Annotated in this window: 23 protein-coding genes and 2 pseudogenes; all 25 read right to left on the bottom strand. The window is 46.7% G+C overall.

The annotated features are described in order from the left end of the window. Window positions 1-622 (bottom strand): annotated as a pseudogene (locus tag ACFINH_RS08225) (capsid protein); the annotation flags it as partial. 12 nt (window positions 623-634) lie between these two features. Further along, the gene (locus tag ACFINH_RS08220) at window positions 635-976 is read right to left on the bottom strand and encodes a hypothetical protein (RefSeq protein ID WP_375632619.1); all 342 of its coding nucleotides are present in this window, start codon (window positions 974-976) and stop codon (window positions 635-637) included. After that, complete coding sequence (locus ACFINH_RS08215; RefSeq protein WP_375632618.1) at window positions 973-1,971, bottom strand: phage protease; 999 nt, start codon at window positions 1,969-1,971, stop codon at window positions 973-975. Before ACFINH_RS08215 ends, ACFINH_RS08220 begins: the two co-directional genes overlap by 4 nt. Window positions 1,972-2,085: 114 nt before the next feature. Next, window positions 2,086-2,208 carry a hypothetical protein gene (locus tag ACFINH_RS08210; protein ID WP_375630267.1) on the bottom strand — a complete coding sequence of 41 codons (123 nt, stop codon included), beginning with the start codon at window positions 2,206-2,208 and terminating at the stop codon, window positions 2,086-2,088. A gap of 177 nt (window positions 2,209-2,385) precedes the next feature. Beyond that, window positions 2,386-3,591 (bottom strand): phage minor head protein, encoded by a 1,206-nt coding sequence (locus ACFINH_RS08205; protein WP_375632617.1) that lies wholly within the window; start codon window positions 3,589-3,591, stop codon window positions 2,386-2,388. Then, a complete protein-coding gene (locus ACFINH_RS08200; protein WP_375632616.1) occupies window positions 3,584-5,164 on the bottom strand; it encodes a DUF935 domain-containing protein in 1,581 nt (526 codons plus the stop codon). The genes ACFINH_RS08205 and ACFINH_RS08200 overlap by 8 nt, the downstream gene beginning before the upstream one ends. A gap of 12 nt (window positions 5,165-5,176) precedes the next feature. Then, entirely contained in the window at window positions 5,177-6,799 is a 1,623-nt protein-coding gene (locus ACFINH_RS08195; RefSeq protein ID WP_375613749.1) for a hypothetical protein, read from the bottom strand. Continuing rightward, window positions 6,792-7,373 carry a phage protein Gp27 family protein gene (locus ACFINH_RS08190; protein ID WP_375621659.1) on the bottom strand — a complete coding sequence of 194 codons (582 nt, stop codon included), beginning with the start codon at window positions 7,371-7,373 and terminating at the stop codon, window positions 6,792-6,794. Before ACFINH_RS08190 ends, ACFINH_RS08195 begins: the two co-directional genes overlap by 8 nt. Next, entirely contained in the window at window positions 7,336-7,692 is a 357-nt protein-coding gene (locus ACFINH_RS08185) for a hypothetical protein (protein ID WP_375612320.1), read from the bottom strand. The genes ACFINH_RS08190 and ACFINH_RS08185 overlap by 38 nt, the downstream gene beginning before the upstream one ends. Then, window positions 7,689-8,003 (bottom strand): DUF2730 family protein, encoded by a 315-nt coding sequence (locus ACFINH_RS08180; protein ID WP_375607966.1) that lies wholly within the window; start codon window positions 8,001-8,003, stop codon window positions 7,689-7,691. The genes ACFINH_RS08185 and ACFINH_RS08180 overlap by 4 nt, the downstream gene beginning before the upstream one ends. After that, window positions 8,000-8,215: a hypothetical protein gene (locus ACFINH_RS08175; RefSeq protein ID WP_375613747.1), complete on the bottom strand. Its 216-nt coding sequence runs from the start codon at window positions 8,213-8,215 to the stop codon at window positions 8,000-8,002. The genes ACFINH_RS08180 and ACFINH_RS08175 overlap by 4 nt, the downstream gene beginning before the upstream one ends. Beyond that, a complete protein-coding gene (locus ACFINH_RS08170; RefSeq protein WP_375621660.1) occupies window positions 8,208-8,546 on the bottom strand; it encodes a hypothetical protein in 339 nt (112 codons plus the stop codon). Before ACFINH_RS08170 ends, ACFINH_RS08175 begins: the two co-directional genes overlap by 8 nt. Then, window positions 8,539-8,826: a hypothetical protein gene (locus tag ACFINH_RS08165; RefSeq protein WP_375612317.1), complete on the bottom strand. Its 288-nt coding sequence runs from the start codon at window positions 8,824-8,826 to the stop codon at window positions 8,539-8,541. The genes ACFINH_RS08170 and ACFINH_RS08165 overlap by 8 nt, the downstream gene beginning before the upstream one ends. Continuing rightward, window positions 8,823-9,404: a glycoside hydrolase family 19 protein gene (locus ACFINH_RS08160; protein ID WP_375613744.1), complete on the bottom strand. Its 582-nt coding sequence runs from the start codon at window positions 9,402-9,404 to the stop codon at window positions 8,823-8,825. The genes ACFINH_RS08165 and ACFINH_RS08160 overlap by 4 nt, the downstream gene beginning before the upstream one ends. Before the next feature lie 87 nt (window positions 9,405-9,491). Further along, window positions 9,492-9,899 carry a helix-turn-helix domain-containing protein gene (locus ACFINH_RS08155; protein WP_375613743.1) on the bottom strand — a complete coding sequence of 136 codons (408 nt, stop codon included), beginning with the start codon at window positions 9,897-9,899 and terminating at the stop codon, window positions 9,492-9,494. A 6-nt stretch (window positions 9,900-9,905) separates the two neighbouring features. After that, on the bottom strand, window positions 9,906-10,523 hold the full coding sequence (locus tag ACFINH_RS08150; protein WP_375632615.1) for a regulatory protein GemA: 618 nt from the start codon (window positions 10,521-10,523) through the stop codon (window positions 9,906-9,908). Between the two features lie 10 nt (window positions 10,524-10,533). Further along, complete coding sequence (locus ACFINH_RS08145) at window positions 10,534-11,157, bottom strand: DUF3164 family protein (RefSeq protein WP_375613741.1); 624 nt, start codon at window positions 11,155-11,157, stop codon at window positions 10,534-10,536. Then, window positions 11,141-11,419: a hypothetical protein gene (locus ACFINH_RS08140; protein WP_375632620.1), complete on the bottom strand. Its 279-nt coding sequence runs from the start codon at window positions 11,417-11,419 to the stop codon at window positions 11,141-11,143. Before ACFINH_RS08140 ends, ACFINH_RS08145 begins: the two co-directional genes overlap by 17 nt. Continuing rightward, window positions 11,419-11,682, bottom strand: coding sequence for a hypothetical protein (locus tag ACFINH_RS08135; protein ID WP_375632614.1), 264 nt, complete (start codon window positions 11,680-11,682; stop codon window positions 11,419-11,421). Before ACFINH_RS08135 ends, ACFINH_RS08140 begins: the two co-directional genes overlap by 1 nt. Next, entirely contained in the window at window positions 11,679-12,710 is a 1,032-nt protein-coding gene (locus ACFINH_RS08130; RefSeq protein WP_375632613.1) for an AAA family ATPase, read from the bottom strand. The genes ACFINH_RS08135 and ACFINH_RS08130 overlap by 4 nt, the downstream gene beginning before the upstream one ends. Next, complete coding sequence (locus ACFINH_RS08125; protein ID WP_375632612.1) at window positions 12,679-12,858, bottom strand: hypothetical protein; 180 nt, start codon at window positions 12,856-12,858, stop codon at window positions 12,679-12,681. The genes ACFINH_RS08130 and ACFINH_RS08125 overlap by 32 nt, the downstream gene beginning before the upstream one ends. Before the next feature lie 196 nt (window positions 12,859-13,054). Then, window positions 13,055-15,034, bottom strand: a complete 1,980-nt coding sequence (locus ACFINH_RS08120) for a transposase domain-containing protein (protein ID WP_375632611.1) — start codon at window positions 15,032-15,034, stop codon at window positions 13,055-13,057. Next, window positions 15,031-15,489, bottom strand: coding sequence for a hypothetical protein (locus ACFINH_RS08115; protein WP_208435989.1), 459 nt, complete (start codon window positions 15,487-15,489; stop codon window positions 15,031-15,033). Before ACFINH_RS08115 ends, ACFINH_RS08120 begins: the two co-directional genes overlap by 4 nt. Beyond that, window positions 15,486-16,457, bottom strand: a complete 972-nt coding sequence (locus tag ACFINH_RS08110; RefSeq protein ID WP_375632610.1) for a ParB/RepB/Spo0J family partition protein — start codon at window positions 16,455-16,457, stop codon at window positions 15,486-15,488. The genes ACFINH_RS08115 and ACFINH_RS08110 overlap by 4 nt, the downstream gene beginning before the upstream one ends. Further along, window positions 16,457-16,648, bottom strand: a pseudogene (locus ACFINH_RS08105) (hypothetical protein); the annotation flags it as partial. The pseudogene ACFINH_RS08105 and the gene ACFINH_RS08110, both read right to left, overlap by 1 nt.

Raw genomic sequence — 16,648 nt, 5'->3', positions numbered from 1 at the left:
CATCAGCAGTGCCACCCCCTTTAACGGCTTTAATGATTTTGGGATGACGTTTGAGTTTTGACCAAACAACTTTGCCCATCACAATGGTGTTGGGCGTATAGACGAGACTTTTATCCATCGCCTCATCTAAAGTGGCATAAGGGTCAGATTTCTCATAATCGCTAAATTTATTTTCACCCTTAAGCGTAATCACCCGCTCTGGTGCGTAATTTTCACTTCTTTGCACAAGAGCTGCAACACGCACTTCACGCCCCAATTCTAGCAAATTGGCAAGTCCCTCTACAGCTGTCTTTTCGGGGTTATAACGAGAGCGTCGCTCCGCCCGTGCCCGTGCCGCTGCTTCAATATCTGAATTGGGGATAAGATCATCAAGTCCGTAATCTTTGACACTGGCTTCCCGTTCAAAGGCAGAAAATTCCACCACATTCGGGCGCCCTTTTCGCCCAACCTCAAGTTCAGGCACGGTAAAATTTTCTGCTAAAGGAAATTCACTATATTTAAACACCTCACTTAAAACACAAACGCGTGGCAAAACTCTATCGCCAATAAGAGAACCTGCTGGATTGCGATAACCAATAGCAATAGCGGTGAGTGTTGGATCAATGGGAAAAGGTCTGTTCATTTTATGCCTCGATTAATTAATTTTAAAAGAAATAACATCACCAGCAGAACCATCACTCATGGCAATACCAATGGTGCGATCTGCTGCTTCTGCCCTTATGGCGTGCCCCTTTGGGTCAGAGGTCAAAAAATCACCAAAGGAAACATTGCCTCCACAAACCACTTCGCCCCAACCACATTGACCAACATCAATCATCTCACCAGCCTTGGCACTCAATGACCCAGCAGTCCCTAATAATTTATCACCCTTACCAGAAGCCATTGCCACCATTCCCTCACCGCGCGCTGCAACAATGCAATAAGGTGAGATCACATCTCCAGCGCGAAAAGATTTAATTAAAATCATCGTACTCATGATTGGCGCTCCTTTTGCTCGCTAATATACTCAACCGCTTGGCTAATGGTGATGTCGAAGCCTTTTTGCTTCTGCTCTTCCTGATAATGGCGTGCCGCAAGGGCAACCTCTTCTGGAGCAAGCTTTGGTTCTTGTGCTAAGGCACACACTTCTAGAGGGCTTGTTGAGGCAAGCGCCGGCAACTTCTCGACCAAACTTTTAAAATGTTCCATCCCCCCTTCAAGGGCACAAAGCGCACGATATTCCTCGCGAGCAGCCGGCAAAATCTTGCCCTCTTCAATGGTCTTATCTAAAAGACTCTCAATGGCACTGTTTTTTTGCTCTTCTTGCAAAAGCGCTAAATCTTCTCGCGCTTTTGTTAATTGGGCATTTAATTCCACGCGTTCCTTTTCGCGCGCTTTAAGCGTTGCTAAAACCTCATCCGCTTTAGCATCTTCTGCCAGCGATAGTGCACTGGCAATGGCTGTCAAATCCATCATTTTCTCCGTCAAAGTTATAGGGGAGGGCTGTTCACGGCTTAAAGCCGTCATGACAAGGGCTGGACGGTTCACCAAACCAGCACCGGCTAAATTTAAAATTTCACCTTTCTTGGAATGGCGAAACTCCGGCGAAAGATAGCGATATTCTCGGGCAACAATCTTTTTAGCGGCCATATCGGTCCATTTAACACGCCCCCAAATCGCACCATCCCGCTCTACTAATTCTTCAATCCAGCCACTGGCAGGTGCTTCTAAACCATTTCTCGCACGGTGATGTTGCCCATGCTCATAATCAATCACAAGCGGTCCTTTATTGGCTGCAAAGGCTTTTAAAATAGTTTGCGGGTTATAATGCCATTGTCGTCCATCACGTGCCTTCACATGGGGCGCTTTGGGCAAAAGCTCTACCCACTCAGGCGCTTGGCTAACGGTAGCGTCTTGGCAAAGATCTATTAACGCAGCATGAAATGTTTCTGCATCCCCATCTTTTTGATCTTCGTGAAATTCCTGTTCCATACATTGCCTATTGCTTTACAATTGTCATTGGCAATACAATGCATGAAACTTACTCCCACTATAAGTCTGACACTGTCAGTCAAAAGAGCATTTCTCAAAAAAGCACTCTTTTCCCTATTCTTCTCCTTGTGAGAGAACCCCCCGTGCCAAACCATCCCATAAAATCGTTTTCAAAGGCACTTCAAAGACGATAGAGCGCCGTTGTGAAGTGAGAGGTACAATTATCGTCTTATACAAAAAAAGCCTCTCTCAAGCCGTTTTTTTAAAGATTGCTTTTGAACGTTGAAACTGTTAGATTACCTGCGAGGCGTGAGCCAGTTATGCCAGGGCGGCTTTGCCGGATCTGTGAGGAGTTGACCGCCCTCCACGCCTTCTCTTTTCACAAAAGCCAGCAGATCTTTTTCGGTGTTCTCTTTACAACAACCGTTCATCCTTCTTTTCAGCGGCGTTTAACAAACGTTGAATTTCGCGAAAGCTCTTTTTATGCATCGAGATAAGCCACCACTCTTGTTTGCTTGCCACCCATTTGACTGCAAAGCGCCACCATGCCCCACCATTTTCACCCAAAAACACAACACTCTGTGCATCTTTTCGTCTAATAACACCATAGGGCTTTATGAAGGTTTGAATGGCGCCACGAAAATCCTCCAAGCGAAGATCACGCGCTTGATGCTCTAACAAAATATGTTTCACACTGTCTGCGGATAAGCGAATAAGAGAATTTTCCGCTGCAAAAACATCACGCACCTTTTGTGGTATAGGTGCAATGGGTATAAACCCGCGAGGCATACGTCCTTCAAACATCGCTTCCAAAAGCGGCGAACCCACAATATCTTCAATGGCAATGCGTTTGTCATTGTCCCCCATCACAGAAATTTTATCACTCAAAAAACGGCTTAAATTTTGCGCCCGATGTTTCCCAGGGTTCAAATGCCAACCAGGATCAATGCCCTTTGGTATCTTCTCAACTTTCCCCGTCCGCTTATTGTGCCAAACCTGCTTTTCAACATGAAGTGGCTCTGCCCCCTCTTCATAGCCTAAATCTTCTGCTTCATAACGGCTTACCTGTCGCACACTGCATTTACACCGCCAGCCATTGGGCGGATAAAGCCAATCCCAAACCGGATCATCAACGGGTGCGGTAAACCCCACCCAACTTTCATGTTCTAAACGCTTATGTTCTGAACTTGACAAAGCATAGGTGAGATAGGGCAAAAATTCTTTATTATTTTGTGTGCGCTCCCACTCACCTGCCGCATGCGCACTCATGGTATTGGCCCAATAGACCGTTTCTAAACGCCGTGGGCTGCCCAATTGTACCACGCTCTTTTCACCAGTTTTGGGGTCAATGCTGGTCTTTTTACCCCACCAACCCTTTTCCTGTAAAATCGGCATCAAATTTTTTTGAAAATCTTGAAAAGGAACTTGATGCTTTATGGCTTCTCCAACCGCTCGCTTAAAATCCTCCAAAATATCATAGCCTAGCGATTTTGCCACCGTAAAGGAAAAGGCATGTTCTTCTGGTGCTATATCACGCCAATCAAAGCTTGGAACAAGTGCCTTGGCTTCAAAATAACGAGTGACCTCTTTGGGGGCGGTTTTAAAAAGTTCCTCATCCATGATACCCAAGCCCACGTGCAATCATTTGTACTTTTGCCAAGCGCGCTGCTAATGCGTGATGATCCATCTCACCCAATAATTCATCTAAGCCTTTAAGGATATCCTCATAACTTTTTGCTTCTCTCACAAGCTTTTTAAAAGGCTCTAAAAGGGGTTCTAAGTCCTCTTCCCAGTCGCTTAAAGCTTCTTGTGAAAGCCGGTCCAATTCGTCGTGATGTTTTCCACCCTGCTCTTTTGCTCCCTTGTCCTCTCTTGTCACAGAAACATCAAAAACACCTCCACAATCAGCACAAACATGAGCCTTTTCTCCCCTCTCATCATCAAGCGCATTATCAGGAGCCTTTAAAACATCCTCTTCCTTTTTTGGTTGCGAAAAACCAATCTTATTGCGCACTTCTTGCGCCCCAACACGCAAACCCAAGGGCACAAGTTTTTCCAAAGCGTCACTGATGGCTTTAATATCTTCATTTTCCGAAATCGGCCAATAGACAAGGGGAGCGCGCTCTTGGCGCCCAAAATTAATCTCAACAAAGGGCACAATCAAATCACGATTAGCCGTTAAAGCTAATTGGCGTGCATCAGCTCTGGCAATATCATGGCGCACATTTTCATGAATGCGCGCTTGCGAAAAGGACGAACCATCATCCGTCGTCATCGTTTGTCCCAACACACCTTTAGAAATTTGTCGATCTAAATATTCCGCCTTAGAAGCAAACACCGCATTGCCACTGCCCCCTGCCGCTTCAATAAATTCAATCTCCATTTCTTTGGGAATAATCGCTGCCGCATCACTGGATAAATCACGCACCGCTTGAATGAGAACCCGCCGTTCCTCATGAGAAGAGCTTGCCCCATATTTACCCACACGCAAAGGCATACCGTAAACTTCTAAAAATGCCATCCAATCTTTTAAGGTATAAGATTTAAACAAAAAAGCCCAAGCTGCAAGCCGCGCAAGCCCAGAACGAATAGGCAAACCGCTTTTCAACTTGGGTCTGTGAATAGAAAATTTATAAGCAGGCAATTCACTTCCATTAAAAGACCCCTCTTCTTTTAAACGCAAATGAAAGCCATCCCGTCGATCCAATTGAAAAAACCGCTGGTCACGCCATTTCCAAGCAACCGGCCACCATTCCTTGGCACTCTTGTCCCACAAAGTTTCAACAACCGCATAGCCTTTTCCCAAAGCATCTAACAAATCCGTGACATAATCATCAACAAAAGTAGGCGCACTAATCACTTCCCGCACCGCATCTGCTATCTTTTTGTCCTGTGCACTGTTGCTTGCGGCAATCACTCCAGGCTCCACCCCTGTGAGAGCATTTTTACGCATGCCAAGCACAGCACGATAATGCAAATCACGCTCTTCCATATCATCGGCAAGTTGAAAAAACTGCTCTGGATGCCCCTGTGCTGCCTGTTGCAAAATATCAGCAAGTTGCGCAGGGGTCAGACCACTGACAATGGTTTGTGACCACACATCACGAATACCATTAATGGTAGGGCTTGCGACTTCCCTCTCCAGTCCTTTGATATTAAGCGCCCTGCCCCACTGATCTAAAAGTTTTACCATCTCATCATCCCATCAATAAATCTTTGATCGCATTGTTGAAAAAAAAGGCGTTGAAAAGAGCGAGCTTTCATCAAAACGATAAGCCTCTCTCACAGGTGTATAATCATAAATTTCAGGAGTTTGGCGGCTGGCAAAATAAGCCAAAGCGCAAGCAATCGCGCTATCACCATGGCGCATAAAACCATCACTGCCTTTAAAACGATGATTGTCTGGAATTTTCACAATGCCATTGACATAAGCAAGCGCTTGATGATCGGCAACAATGTCACTATCGCGCGGCAAAACAATCGTCCCATCCCCAAAAGCTTCTAAATAAGCCGGCATTTCCTTGCCATACCAACTTTGTGACAAGGGCACTTCCTTCACACAAGCCCCATAACGCTGCGCCGCTTTTTCGGCTAAATAAGCCCCATTGCCCCGCGCATCTAACGCGCCGCCCATCAAACGCGGCAAACCATTCACCCCATAAAATAAAATCTCTCTTTGTTGATCAAACGGCGTATTGCGCAATTCCACCATAAACCGTACACGGCGCACCAAATCTTGTCCCACCTCCATCACCACAATCGATGTCGCATCGCCCGATCTGGCAAAATCAACACCAAAAACATGTTGGCGCCGCCGGTCAAGCCCAATATGAAGAGGTTTTATATGTTTCTCACACCAAGCAAAAGCAGCTTGACTTCGTTGATGTTCCGATTGATTTTTAAAATCATCCACACAAGCAAAACGCAACACTGCAATGTCAGGCGCACAACAATTTTCAATCTGTAAACGTGTTAAAGCCGCCCCTTCTTGATCGGCTGGTATGGCATCTAATTCTTGGCGCATCGCAGCCAAACGCACCCCATAAGAGGCACGAATTTGCTCTTCCCATTGTTGCTCAGATGCTAAACTCCACACCTCCCCCTTCATCGCACAAACCCGTTTAAACAAGCCATTTTTAACAGCAACACCAAAGGGGTAACAATGCACCGAAAAAGGCACTTTTCCCGCTCGCGCCTCACGGATCAGTTCATTGAAAGGATTGAGCACACCATTATGGGTGGAGATCACACGGATCTTGCCTCCCCAAATGAGCAAAGCATTGACAGCATCCAAAACAGCGCGCACATCTTGATGAAACGCCGCCTCGTCAATCACCACAATACCTTGTAACCCACGGATATTTTCAGGGCGGCTCGAAAGCGCCTCAACCCGAAACCCCGAAGCAAAACGCACCCGATAAGCAGAGATATATTTTGTTGAACCATCCGCCCTTTGATCAGAGAATAAAAATTCCTCAACATCCCCACTATGGCTCGTAATTGCCGAAGCAAAATTGCTCACATAGCCAATAAATTCCCGCCCCTTGTCTTTGGTGTCACCAATATAAAAAACATTATCGCCCCTCGCTTCACGTGCCGCCGCTGCAATCAGTGTATCATCCAAAGCTTCTGCAAAAGTAATGCCGGTCCGCCGCCCCTTTTCAACCAATTTTAATGGGGACTTATCTTCAATCCATGCCCGTTGATGCGCCATCAAAACACCTTCCGCTAAGGGATCACTCTCTTTGGGAAAAGTACTTCTCTGCCAAATATCAAAACCACTCTGATGATCAAAGACATGACTTTTTGAAAAGGGCTGTTCAGCCATTTTTAACCCCCAACACCTGCGCACGTATAGCCCGCGCTGTTTCTTCTGAGAGCCCCGCCGCTGCTGCTGCAGCGTCAACCGCTTTGCTTGCTTTGCTGGTAAAATCTTTTTCCAACTTTTGCCGTCTGGTGGTCGATAAATGTTCAGCCGCCAAAACCCCTTTAAGCGCATTGGCTAATTCTTGTGCTGCCTTTGGCGAAAGGTTTTTCCCACTGCTCAACGTTGAAAAAATCAACTCCTTAATCGCTGCCGCCGTCAAAAGAGTGATATTATCAGAAGCTTTAGCATCAAAGCGCTGCGAGAGGCTTGCTGCAATTTCTCTTGTCTGTTCTAGGCGCCGTGACATCACGGCTAGCCGCAAAGAATAACGATTAAAACTGGAAAAAGAGGGAATAGAAAAGCTTAAACCCATTTCTTTTTTTAAAGCCTTCAAAGCTGCTTTAAATTCATCATAAATGGCTTTTTGCGTCTTCTCACGCCCATTTAAAGCCTCAGCAGCAGCAGCAATAATTTGATCACAAGCTTGCGGCAATAAATCAATCGCCGTTAAACGTCCACGCCCGACCTTGCGCATCCTTCACCTCGTCTTTTATTGATGAACGTTTAGGCCGCTTAATCCCCTCAATGGAAAAGCTTCGGTCTAAATGACGCGCTCCCCGTTCTGTTAATGCCGCAAGAAAAACCGAACCCACACATTTTAACGTAACAGCACCTTGATCTTCCATCCATGCCAATTCATTATGCACAAAATCGCGATCGCGCCTGATGCCATAACTGTATAAAAGCCGCTCAATCATCGCACTCGATAAAGTTTCGCTGCGCTCACAAGCAAGCCCTTTTAAAATAATCAACCGCGCTTCTTCACGGATGATTTTATCCATATCTGCTTTCATTTCTTGGCATTCTCCAACAAAAACTCTTGCAAGCGCTCACCAATGGCTGCCACCGGTTGTAATTGTGCAGAAAGCGTGTTGAGACGACCATTCAATTTCTCCATATTCACTTCCAATCTTTGCAGCGCATCACGATCAGGCAAAAAGTCCATCTCTGTTTCTAACTTTTGCACACGCTCTTTAAGCGCCGTGATATCTTTCAGCATTTCCCGCGCACCTGAAGAAAAATAGGCTCTCAAAACCCCACAAATTGCAATAACCGATAACAATAAAGACAACCAGCCATTGGCAACACTGATATCCAAATTCACTTAAAAGTCCCCTCTCTTTTGCCTAAAATCGCCCGCTCCGCAGCTTTTCTGCGCTGTTCACAAATCAATAAAGCAGCACGATCACGCCCCCAATAGTGCACCACTTCACGCGCATTCAAAGCACGCTCTGGCAATAAAGCTGGGCGGGCACACGCCATGCGAACAACAGGCGGCAACTCAACCGATAAAAAATGATAAGAAAGGCTACCCACCGGCTTGTGTGTTGAGCAAGCGCACACGCTCAAGCCCAATGCCACCGCCAGTAGTTGGCAATACTGCATTGACTTCCTCCATTTTTGTAAGCTTTTGTTCCAAAGCCGAAATCACCCCTTGCGCTCGATGCTCAGCTTCCAACGCTGCTTGTCTTTGTCGCTCTTGTACAAGCAGTGCACGTGCTGAAGCCTTGGCAATCTCCAACTGCCAATACAAATCACGCGCCTTTTCCGCTTTTAAAATTTGCGCTTTCATAAAGCCAAAAGCCGCCAACATCACACTGACCAAAAACAACAAACCAAAAGACAGTTTTGAAACAGGGCTAAACATTGCTTTTATCTCCCCACCTCGTTATCTCCACCCCATCATAGGAGCTGCTATGCCGCTTATGGGAATGTTTCCTATTAGAAAAATCCAACGAGCCAAAGCCACGATGCACCCCCAGATTGCCAACAATAATCGCCACCATCGAAGGAATAGAAATGCTCGCCATATCAACAATATGCGGAGCCCCCCACAAACCACCAGAAACGAGCAAAAAAATAACCCCCCAAGCAAACCAAAAGGACCACCATAAATAGAGCCTAGAACCACGATAAGAGGGCTTCATGCCTTTACCTCGCCTCCAAGTCCCAAAAGCTTTTTGGCGCGGTTTAAATAAATCAAACGTTGCACAAGTCCATTTCTTCCCCCATTAATCGCCTTGGTAATCCCTAAATAATCATCTTGATCAGCCAGCCTATTCAAGCCTTTCATTTGCCAAAACCAAACAGCAGACCAAAGCGCTGCTGGAAACTTTTCCAGCTCTTGCGGAAATGCCTCACAATCAACCGCTTGTTCATCGACTAAGCGCCAAAACTTCGTAAAACGACGATAATTATTGCGCCCCGTCAACTGGATCAAACCACGCCCCTTAAAGTGCACCCCATCCCCAGGGTTGACATTGCCTAAATCACGCCGCCCCTCATAAGCGCGCCCTGAGGCATATTCACAAACGGTAAAAAAGCCATCACTCTCATGGGCACATTGGCTTAAAAAATGGGCAATACGCAACGGTGTTGTGAGTGCCCCATAAGATAAAGCTTTAGGCAACACGCGTGCCATTTCAACAATAATAAAATCTTGGCGCGCATGATGCGCCAATTTAGGCGCAAGGCGATGAAGAAAAGAAGCATCTATTGAAACCATAACAAACCACTCAATGCATAAAAATCCATGCGCAGTTTATCGGATTTCAAACCCCCAATATAAGCCTGACACTGTCAGTCAAAACTCTCAATACTCATAAAACTCTGGAAATAATAAACCTTGTGGTTCTTTTGAAGAAATTTTCTTCTTCAAGCGATAGGCTGTGCGCACATGCATACCAGAAACAGCAGCTGCAGCATCAACCGACCAGCCTTTTTGCAACGCTTGCACCATTTTTTGCCGCCGTTCAGCATCTCTGCCAAGGGGGATAAGAAGGCGCACACCCGAACCATTAAAACAAAAATGGTTGATGAGTTGCTGCGCCTCTTCAAACCCAACAATTTCAATCAACCAATCCGCACTCTCAAGACGCCCGGGTATATAAACTTCTCGTCCACCAAAAGCCCGCATCATATTCCATGCTGCTTCACTGCCCGCAACATCAGCTATTTCACGCAATAAGGCAGGAAAATCGCTATAGATTTCCTCTTGCATACATGCTTACCCCTCGCTTTTAACACCTTTACGGATTTTCCGCCCCCAAACATTCATCACTTCTCTAAAGTCGCCCCCACTCATCTCACCAAAAGCTTTACCACTTAACGCCATAACACTTTGATGAAAAGATTCCACATCAAACACAGCATCGGGATTCAAACACTTCCATTGGGCACACAAAATGGAAATGCTTGGTTTCTTCCTCCATGAATCTTCGCGGTTTTTTCCTCTCCAGTCAACCCCACCCTCACGCTGCAACCAACCTTTCAATGCCTCAATAGCTCTGCATGCATCATCGCTATCGCGTAAAAAGCGAATATGATCAATCCCTGTCTGTCTTTTCACAAAGGCAAGCAACGCTTTATCTGAACGATCACGAATAATGCCAAGATTCCACCCAGCAATCCAAAGCGCCTGGAGCTTCTTAGCATATTTACCCTCTAAACGCTTCCCATTCAGCTTAAAACCAAACGCTTTCATTTCAGCGATAACCAAGTGCTTTTCTGAAAAATTCAAATCTTTCGCCGATTGCTTGCCTGTCAAGCGATAGAGCAGTGCGCGATAGGTCTCATCATCAAGACCTAACGCGCGTTTTCCCATATGAAGGACAGCTAAAGACATCTCTCCCCCCTCATGTCTTCGCCAGATCAATGGTCACAGCACGCCAAGCGCTTTCTAATGTATCGCGCTCATAAAAACGCACATATTCCTTAGATGTCGTCACACGGATCGCTTCACGAATGGCACGCATCGCCTCTTTCCAGCGTGGATCATCAATATCCAAACGCAACAGCATAAAGATCTCGCCCCGATTCACCTTGCCTTCTTTATCCGTATTAAAAGCACGCGTAATAATCGCACGGATTTCAGGGCGTGCATCCGCAGACCATTCATTCAAACACTCATCAAGAAGGCTTTTGGCAATTTGCAATTGCGGTCCAAAATCAACACTTTCCTGAACTTGCACCTTAATACGTTGCAAACCATCAAAGCTTGTGTAAGTACAATTGCCCTTTTTGCCACGCCGCTCCACACCATATTCTTGCGCAAGCAAGCTATCAAAATCACTCAAATCCGCAATCGTATGGTTGTTAAAACGTGCAATCCTTGCCGATAACTCTTTCGCAAAACCCATAATTTTGCGCACCGTTTCATCCTCTAACAAATCCGCAGGGCGGATCAAACTTACCGGCACCAAAGCCCCTTTCGCATCCTTCATATAACGCGTACCTTCAAGTTCAATTTGTGGATTCATCACCAACTTCCTCCTGTGTTTTTTGAAACCGACGAAATGGCACAACATCCCCTGAAGAAGGCGCACATCCCGCTTTTATTTGCCAACGACACCGCATAAGCTCATGACCTAAAACGTGGTTATAGCCTGCCAAACGACGCAAATACTCATTCAATTCTCGAACATCTTGTCCATGCATAAAAATGCCATTCACCTCATACTGTAAAAAGGCAGAGCGCAAAGCAATCAAGCACTCTCTCACCATATAAGGGTTCCGTTCCATCATTTTCCGCCTCCAAAATCCATATAAATCACACGATTGCTCTCATCCGCATCAGAGCCTTCACACTCAGCCAAAACTTCTGCAACTTCAGCTTCCAAAACCGCATCCGCTTCCCCCAAACGGTGAACACTCAACTCCAATTCAAGCAATAACGCCAAATCAACACACAATTTAAGCTTTTCTCCAATATCAAAACCGCATTGATAATCGTCATAAAGACCAACAAGCGTATCGGATAATTCTTTGTCGCATAAAGAGATCATGCCAATTCCTCCACGTCACGGTTTTTCCATGCCGCTTTGACATGTTTCAAAGTCACCTCACACCCATCTCCAAGCGCTGCCATGCGTGCCAACATCATGGTTTTGTCAATTTGCCGCAAAGCTCCAGCCTTTAAGCCAATCCCTGTCAAAAACTTTATCGCACCAACATCCTCAATCCCCCAATCATGAATGCGCGCTGCAATATCCTCACTATAGGGCTTGCGCCGTTTCAAATGCATCGCCAATCGGCTTTTAATTTGCGCATAAGAGGGACCATTTTGACGATGAACCAACCGTCCAGAGATTTCATCATTGCCAACCAAAGCCAACCCCGTACCATTGATATCAACAAAGTGGCGCAACTGATTAATCGCTTCATCCGTCAGATTTTGCGCTTCATCAACGATCAACAACGTGCCACTGCCCACGCGCTCTAACTTTTTTCCAATGGCACGCGTTAAGCGGGTGGGATTATATTCCACCACTTCCAATTCTGCTGCCATATCATTCAAAATACCGTGAACACTGCGCGTATGCGGGCTGGCTGTCACCAGATAAACATGCGGGCGGGTAGAGCGATAATGGCGGCAAGTTTCGGTCTTGCCACTGCCCGCATCAAGCGTAATCATCACCATATCCCCCGTACTTTGTGCCAGTGTTAAAGTATCAATGATCTCACTGGCAATTCGATTCCTCTGAAAAGCCGGCTTTTCAGGAATGCGCTCCAAAAACCCCGCTGTTTCCTTTAAAGTCTCAACCCATTGTTGAACCTTCGCATTTTGCTTCCCCAACTGTCCCGCATAACTGCCCGCATACCATTGCGAAAACGTCCCATCCGGCATCCCTATGCGCCGTGCCACCTCTGCTTTCGACCAATCATTCATTTGCCCCAAAGCTCTCACTGAATCCACAAGCTCATTCCATAAAGCAATGTCATCACTGTTGCGGTTTTGTGCTGTTCCATTAGGCTGGATTTTAGGTCGCGCCCAAGGATTTTTATCGACCGTTGCATTTATCGCGTTTTTCATGTATATTCCCCTCTGTATTGATTTTAGACTGCGAAAGGGGAAGGGCTCCCACCCGCCCCTTTCTTTTGTCTTTAGAATGAACATTTAAAGCCGTACGCGATACTAAAACGGCTCCCTGACAAATTCCCCTTGGTTCTTTCTCACACATCAGGGAACTTGCTAACTCCACGCATCTCACCTGATCAGGCAAAGACACCTAGAAACTTCATGTATTGATTAGACTTTTAAAGGATTAAGATTCCTCCCCCCTTTCTTTGTTAACGCTTCAAGCTGATACGCGATACAAAACCAGCTTCCTTTTGAGAATTCTTATAATCCCCCCTCTCTTTTCCTATTTCCTTATTCTATTGCTTGGGAAACTTGATCACCTCACGCCCCTTATCAGACGCCGAAAGCTTTCTCAAAGCTTTATGCAAGTGTTGACTGAATTCTTCCTCCCCCAAAGCCTCATCATCGTCTGCTTTCAAAGCTAAATTCCCCACATTGTTTGGCATCAAGCGGCTCACCTTTGGCTTTATCGGAAGCTTCGATTTGAACGCTTCATCCTTTTTCTCAAGGCGCCCATAAACATCGGCCAAGTGATCAGGTGCAAGCTTTGCTGCCAACTGTTTTTCTGCTTTAACAGCCTTCACATATTCTTTACGCAAACGCCCATTCAAGCGCGCCGCCTGCTGGTCATAAAAACCTACATCACAAAGGCATGGTGCCAAACAAAGCAACCGATTGTTCAAATCATAAACCCGTAAATCCTGATGCAAATTATCCGGATCAAAGCGTACAATCACTTTTTGCCCCGCATGCTCATTCAACGCCCGCGCCCAATAACGATTGCCATAAAAATGGATCTCCCCCGTACCCTTTTGCGCACGCAATGCCTCAGAGGTTAAAAGCCATAAAGCCCGTTGTGCCGCCGTTGCTTGCCGAATAATCGTCCCCTCTGCTTGCAAGCTCTCAGTAAAGGTCTCATCAAAACTGCGCCCCGCACAATTAACCGCCTTACGCCCCGCTTGCGCATTGTGTGCACAAATTTGCGCACCAACATGGGCTTTAAACGCTTCAAATCCTATCGCGCGCTTGCCATAATCTTCAGGCTTGGCATCCGGTTTATTGCCCGTATAAGCCCCTGCACAAAAGGGATGTTTGGAAATCGCTTCTGCCAGATCACGCCATGCCCGCTCAATCGGTTTAGACTGTCCGCTATAAGGGGTGGTCCATTGCAATTGCACCCCCAAACTCGTCAAAAGCCCTTGCGGATCATCCGGCTTAATCTTAAAACGAAAGCGATTTTGCACACCTCCAGAAATCCACTTGCTGGTAAAGGCACGCCCATTATCCAAGGTCATACGCTCCGGTATTCCATAAGCTTCCACCATATCCCCAATCACCAAACGAACGATTTCCCAAGTCTCAGCATCCGATAAGCGCCACGATAAAATCTTGCCCGAATAAAGATCTTGAATGGCAATCAAATAAAGCCGCACAGGCTTTTCTGTCCAAGGAACACTCACAAAAACATCCAGCTTATGCCCGTCCATATTCACTGCTTGCAATGCATGCAGGCTTGAGCGATCACGCCGTTGGGCTGGATAAAGCTTTTTTGCCTTTTCTTCTCCCTCACGTGCTAAAACCACAACCGCTTTGGAAATTTGCGCCTTAAAACGACGCCGCAAAGCCCGCTCAGAAGGAATGGGCTCAAAACCCCGCTCCTGCGCAACCGAAACCATGCGCCGATAACACGCTGAAAAAGCAGGTTTAGAGGGACGCAAATAATCCGAACAAAAAACCTCCCACGCCCCCTCATGACACGGCGCAAATTGCGAAACATTCTCCTCACCATAACAAGGCGCTAAAGCTGCCAACCAATCAGGGCGCTCATACCCCTCCACCATCTGCCGCCAATTAAAAAGCGACATCCGGCTCACACCAAATTGCACCGCACTCAAACTTGCCGCATCATGCACACCCATACCGGCATGGAGCAAATCATCCATAAAGCAAAGTGCCTTCAAACGCTCTTCACAGCGCCTTTTATGCGCCTTTGAAAGCCCCTCATAACGCACCCAAATACTTGCCTTTTGCTCCCCTTGCGTTTGTTTCACATCAACAGCCCCACCAAACCGCACCAACAACGCCGCCCGCGCCACTTCCGGTAATAAAGAAATGTGAACTTCTACAATAGGTCGAGAAACCCCTTTAACTTTACGTGTCAATTCACTTTGATGACGCCATGTGGTTGCTAAAATTTTACGCAATCCACCTTTACTTTTCGGCAACCCTGGCAAAGCTGCTTCAGCCAATTCGGCAATACGAAACCATTCCTTCATGGCTGCCCCCTTTTAATTTGCACCGGCGTTGCGCGCATGGCTTTCAATTGCGCTGCAATCTCCCGCTGTTCCTGCTGAAGCCGCGCAATTTCTGCTAAACGTGCCTCATCCCCTTGCAACAGCAACAATCCATCTTCACTCACCACCTCATCCCAGAGCCAAAATGCCTCTGTCGCCCGCACAAATGCCTTAAACCGCGGCAGGGAAATATCCACCTGCTTACTTTCCGCAACATAAGCATCCAAACTCGCCTTACTTAAACACCCAATCCCTAAATAATGCGCCATACGCTCCGCAATCACACTGCGCTCATGCCGGCATTCTCTCAAAGCCCGCGCCATCGCACGCTTAATGCGTGAGCGAAACCGCCCTAAATCAATCTGCGCAACGGGTTCGCGGCAGGGAAAAACCGGCTTTTGGAAAAAATCAAGCTGCCCGCAACCATGCCTCTTCATGACAGCACCTCCCCCCGTTCTCTTGCAAGATAATCACAAAACCGCGCCTTTGTCTGCGCATCGGCCCTCTGCCAAACACCCAATAATTGGGCAAAAATCCGTTCCTGTTCATTAATTTGCGGCGGCGTATTAACCCCATTGACCAAATCAACAGCCCGCCTCAAATCCCCATCAACCTGTTGGAGCGCAATCGCCACCCGCCGTTGCGCAACCGGCTCCATCTTCGCCAACTTCAACAATTGCGCTTGATTATCCGCCAATGCTGTCCCCCGCAAAACAGAGCGTAATTCTGGCTGTAGATGTTGGGCAATACAGTTAAGACGTTTTACAACATCTTGAGAAAAACCAATGCGGTCCGCCACATGTTTGGCAAAAGATAAAACTGTCCTTTTGCCATTTAAGTCACCATCATTTGGCAAAGGTGCAACTTGCACCTTTGCCACTTTATCCCCTTCACACCCGATTTTATTGTGATCTGAAGTTGCATTGCTGTCCCTTTGAGAAATAGGTGCAAGTTGCACCAATTTCTCAAAATCTGTCTCACCACCGATCAAAGGTGCAACTTGCACCTTTGATTTTTTATTTCGACCAACCTTAATCTCCCCATACTTCTTTTCCCACAATTCGCGGTAAGTCTGGACAAAAAGCGCACGGTCAATAACAGACAATTCATTGCGAAAGAGGTTTTCAGCCACTTCTAAAAGCGCGGCATTGTCCTTATCAGCCTGCACCACAACGGCATCAATGTCACTATAGCCCAAAAGCTCCGCAGCACGCAGCCGATGCGCACCAGCAATAAGCGTATAATTGCCTTCCTTAGCATTGGGGGTATGGCGCACCGTAATCGGATTCATCAATCCCTCCCGCGCCATTGATTGTGCAAGCGCCTTGGCATGCTCATCATCCACAGGGCGTATACGCTCCGGTACCACAATCACATCAAGAGCAAGCTTTTGAAACTGTGCCATCACGCCCCCACCTTTCTGATCTCTTTAAAGAACAAATCCATCGCACGCCCCGCCCATCTTCGATAAGCTTTCGCAAATACAGGTTCTTCCAAACGCCGGTTAATCACTTGCAGTGATAGAGAAATAGAAGTCCGCTGACGTGCCTGTATCGCAACAATACGCCGCCGTGGCACCTCAAACTGATAATGCAA

Origin of the sequence: Bartonella sp. AA74HLJMH (assembly GCF_042197045.1) — a bacterium.
GTDB lineage: Bacteria > Pseudomonadota > Alphaproteobacteria > Rhizobiales > Rhizobiaceae > Bartonella.
Note: the sequence above shows the minus strand (reverse complement) of the source record. Positions and strands in the feature narration are given on the sequence as shown.

Bases quoted from the DNA above. Each gene is read 5' to 3' on its own strand.
- ACFINH_RS08220 (WP_375632619.1), bottom strand. From the start codon at position 976: ATGAGTACGATGATTTTAATTAAATCTTTTCGCGCTGGAGATGTGATC.
- ACFINH_RS08215 (WP_375632618.1), bottom strand. From the start codon at position 1,971: ATGGAACAGGAATTTCACGAAGATCAAAAAGATGGGGATGCAGAAACA.
- ACFINH_RS08205 (WP_375632617.1), bottom strand. From the start codon at position 3,591: ATGGATGAGGAACTTTTTAAAACCGCCCCCAAAGAGGTCACTCGTTAT.
- ACFINH_RS08200 (WP_375632616.1), bottom strand. From the start codon at position 5,164: ATGGTAAAACTTTTAGATCAGTGGGGCAGGGCGCTTAATATCAAAGGA.
- ACFINH_RS08195 (WP_375613749.1), bottom strand. From the start codon at position 6,799: ATGGCTGAACAGCCCTTTTCAAAAAGTCATGTCTTTGATCATCAGAGT.
- ACFINH_RS08190 (WP_375621659.1), bottom strand. From the start codon at position 7,373: ATGCGCAAGGTCGGGCGTGGACGTTTAACGGCGATTGATTTATTGCCG.
- ACFINH_RS08185 (WP_375612320.1), bottom strand. From the start codon at position 7,692: ATGAAAGCAGATATGGATAAAATCATCCGTGAAGAAGCGCGGTTGATT.
- ACFINH_RS08170 (WP_375621660.1), bottom strand. From the start codon at position 8,546: ATGTTTAGCCCTGTTTCAAAACTGTCTTTTGGTTTGTTGTTTTTGGTC.
- ACFINH_RS08165 (WP_375612317.1), bottom strand. From the start codon at position 8,826: ATGAAGCCCTCTTATCGTGGTTCTAGGCTCTATTTATGGTGGTCCTTT.
- ACFINH_RS08160 (WP_375613744.1), bottom strand. From the start codon at position 9,404: ATGGTTTCAATAGATGCTTCTTTTCTTCATCGCCTTGCGCCTAAATTG.
- ACFINH_RS08155 (WP_375613743.1), bottom strand. From the start codon at position 9,899: ATGCAAGAGGAAATCTATAGCGATTTTCCTGCCTTATTGCGTGAAATA.
- ACFINH_RS08150 (WP_375632615.1), bottom strand. From the start codon at position 10,523: ATGTCTTTAGCTGTCCTTCATATGGGAAAACGCGCGTTAGGTCTTGAT.
- ACFINH_RS08145 (WP_375613741.1), bottom strand. From the start codon at position 11,157: ATGAATCCACAAATTGAACTTGAAGGTACGCGTTATATGAAGGATGCG.
- ACFINH_RS08140 (WP_375632620.1), bottom strand. From the start codon at position 11,419: ATGGAACGGAACCCTTATATGGTGAGAGAGTGCTTGATTGCTTTGCGC.
- ACFINH_RS08135 (WP_375632614.1), bottom strand. From the start codon at position 11,682: ATGATCTCTTTATGCGACAAAGAATTATCCGATACGCTTGTTGGTCTT.
- ACFINH_RS08130 (WP_375632613.1), bottom strand. From the start codon at position 12,710: ATGAAAAACGCGATAAATGCAACGGTCGATAAAAATCCTTGGGCGCGA.
- ACFINH_RS08125 (WP_375632612.1), bottom strand. From the start codon at position 12,858: ATGTGTGAGAAAGAACCAAGGGGAATTTGTCAGGGAGCCGTTTTAGTA.
- ACFINH_RS08120 (WP_375632611.1), bottom strand. From the start codon at position 15,034: ATGAAGGAATGGTTTCGTATTGCCGAATTGGCTGAAGCAGCTTTGCCA.
- ACFINH_RS08115 (WP_208435989.1), bottom strand. From the start codon at position 15,489: ATGAAGAGGCATGGTTGCGGGCAGCTTGATTTTTTCCAAAAGCCGGTT.
- ACFINH_RS08110 (WP_375632610.1), bottom strand. From the start codon at position 16,457: ATGGCACAGTTTCAAAAGCTTGCTCTTGATGTGATTGTGGTACCGGAG.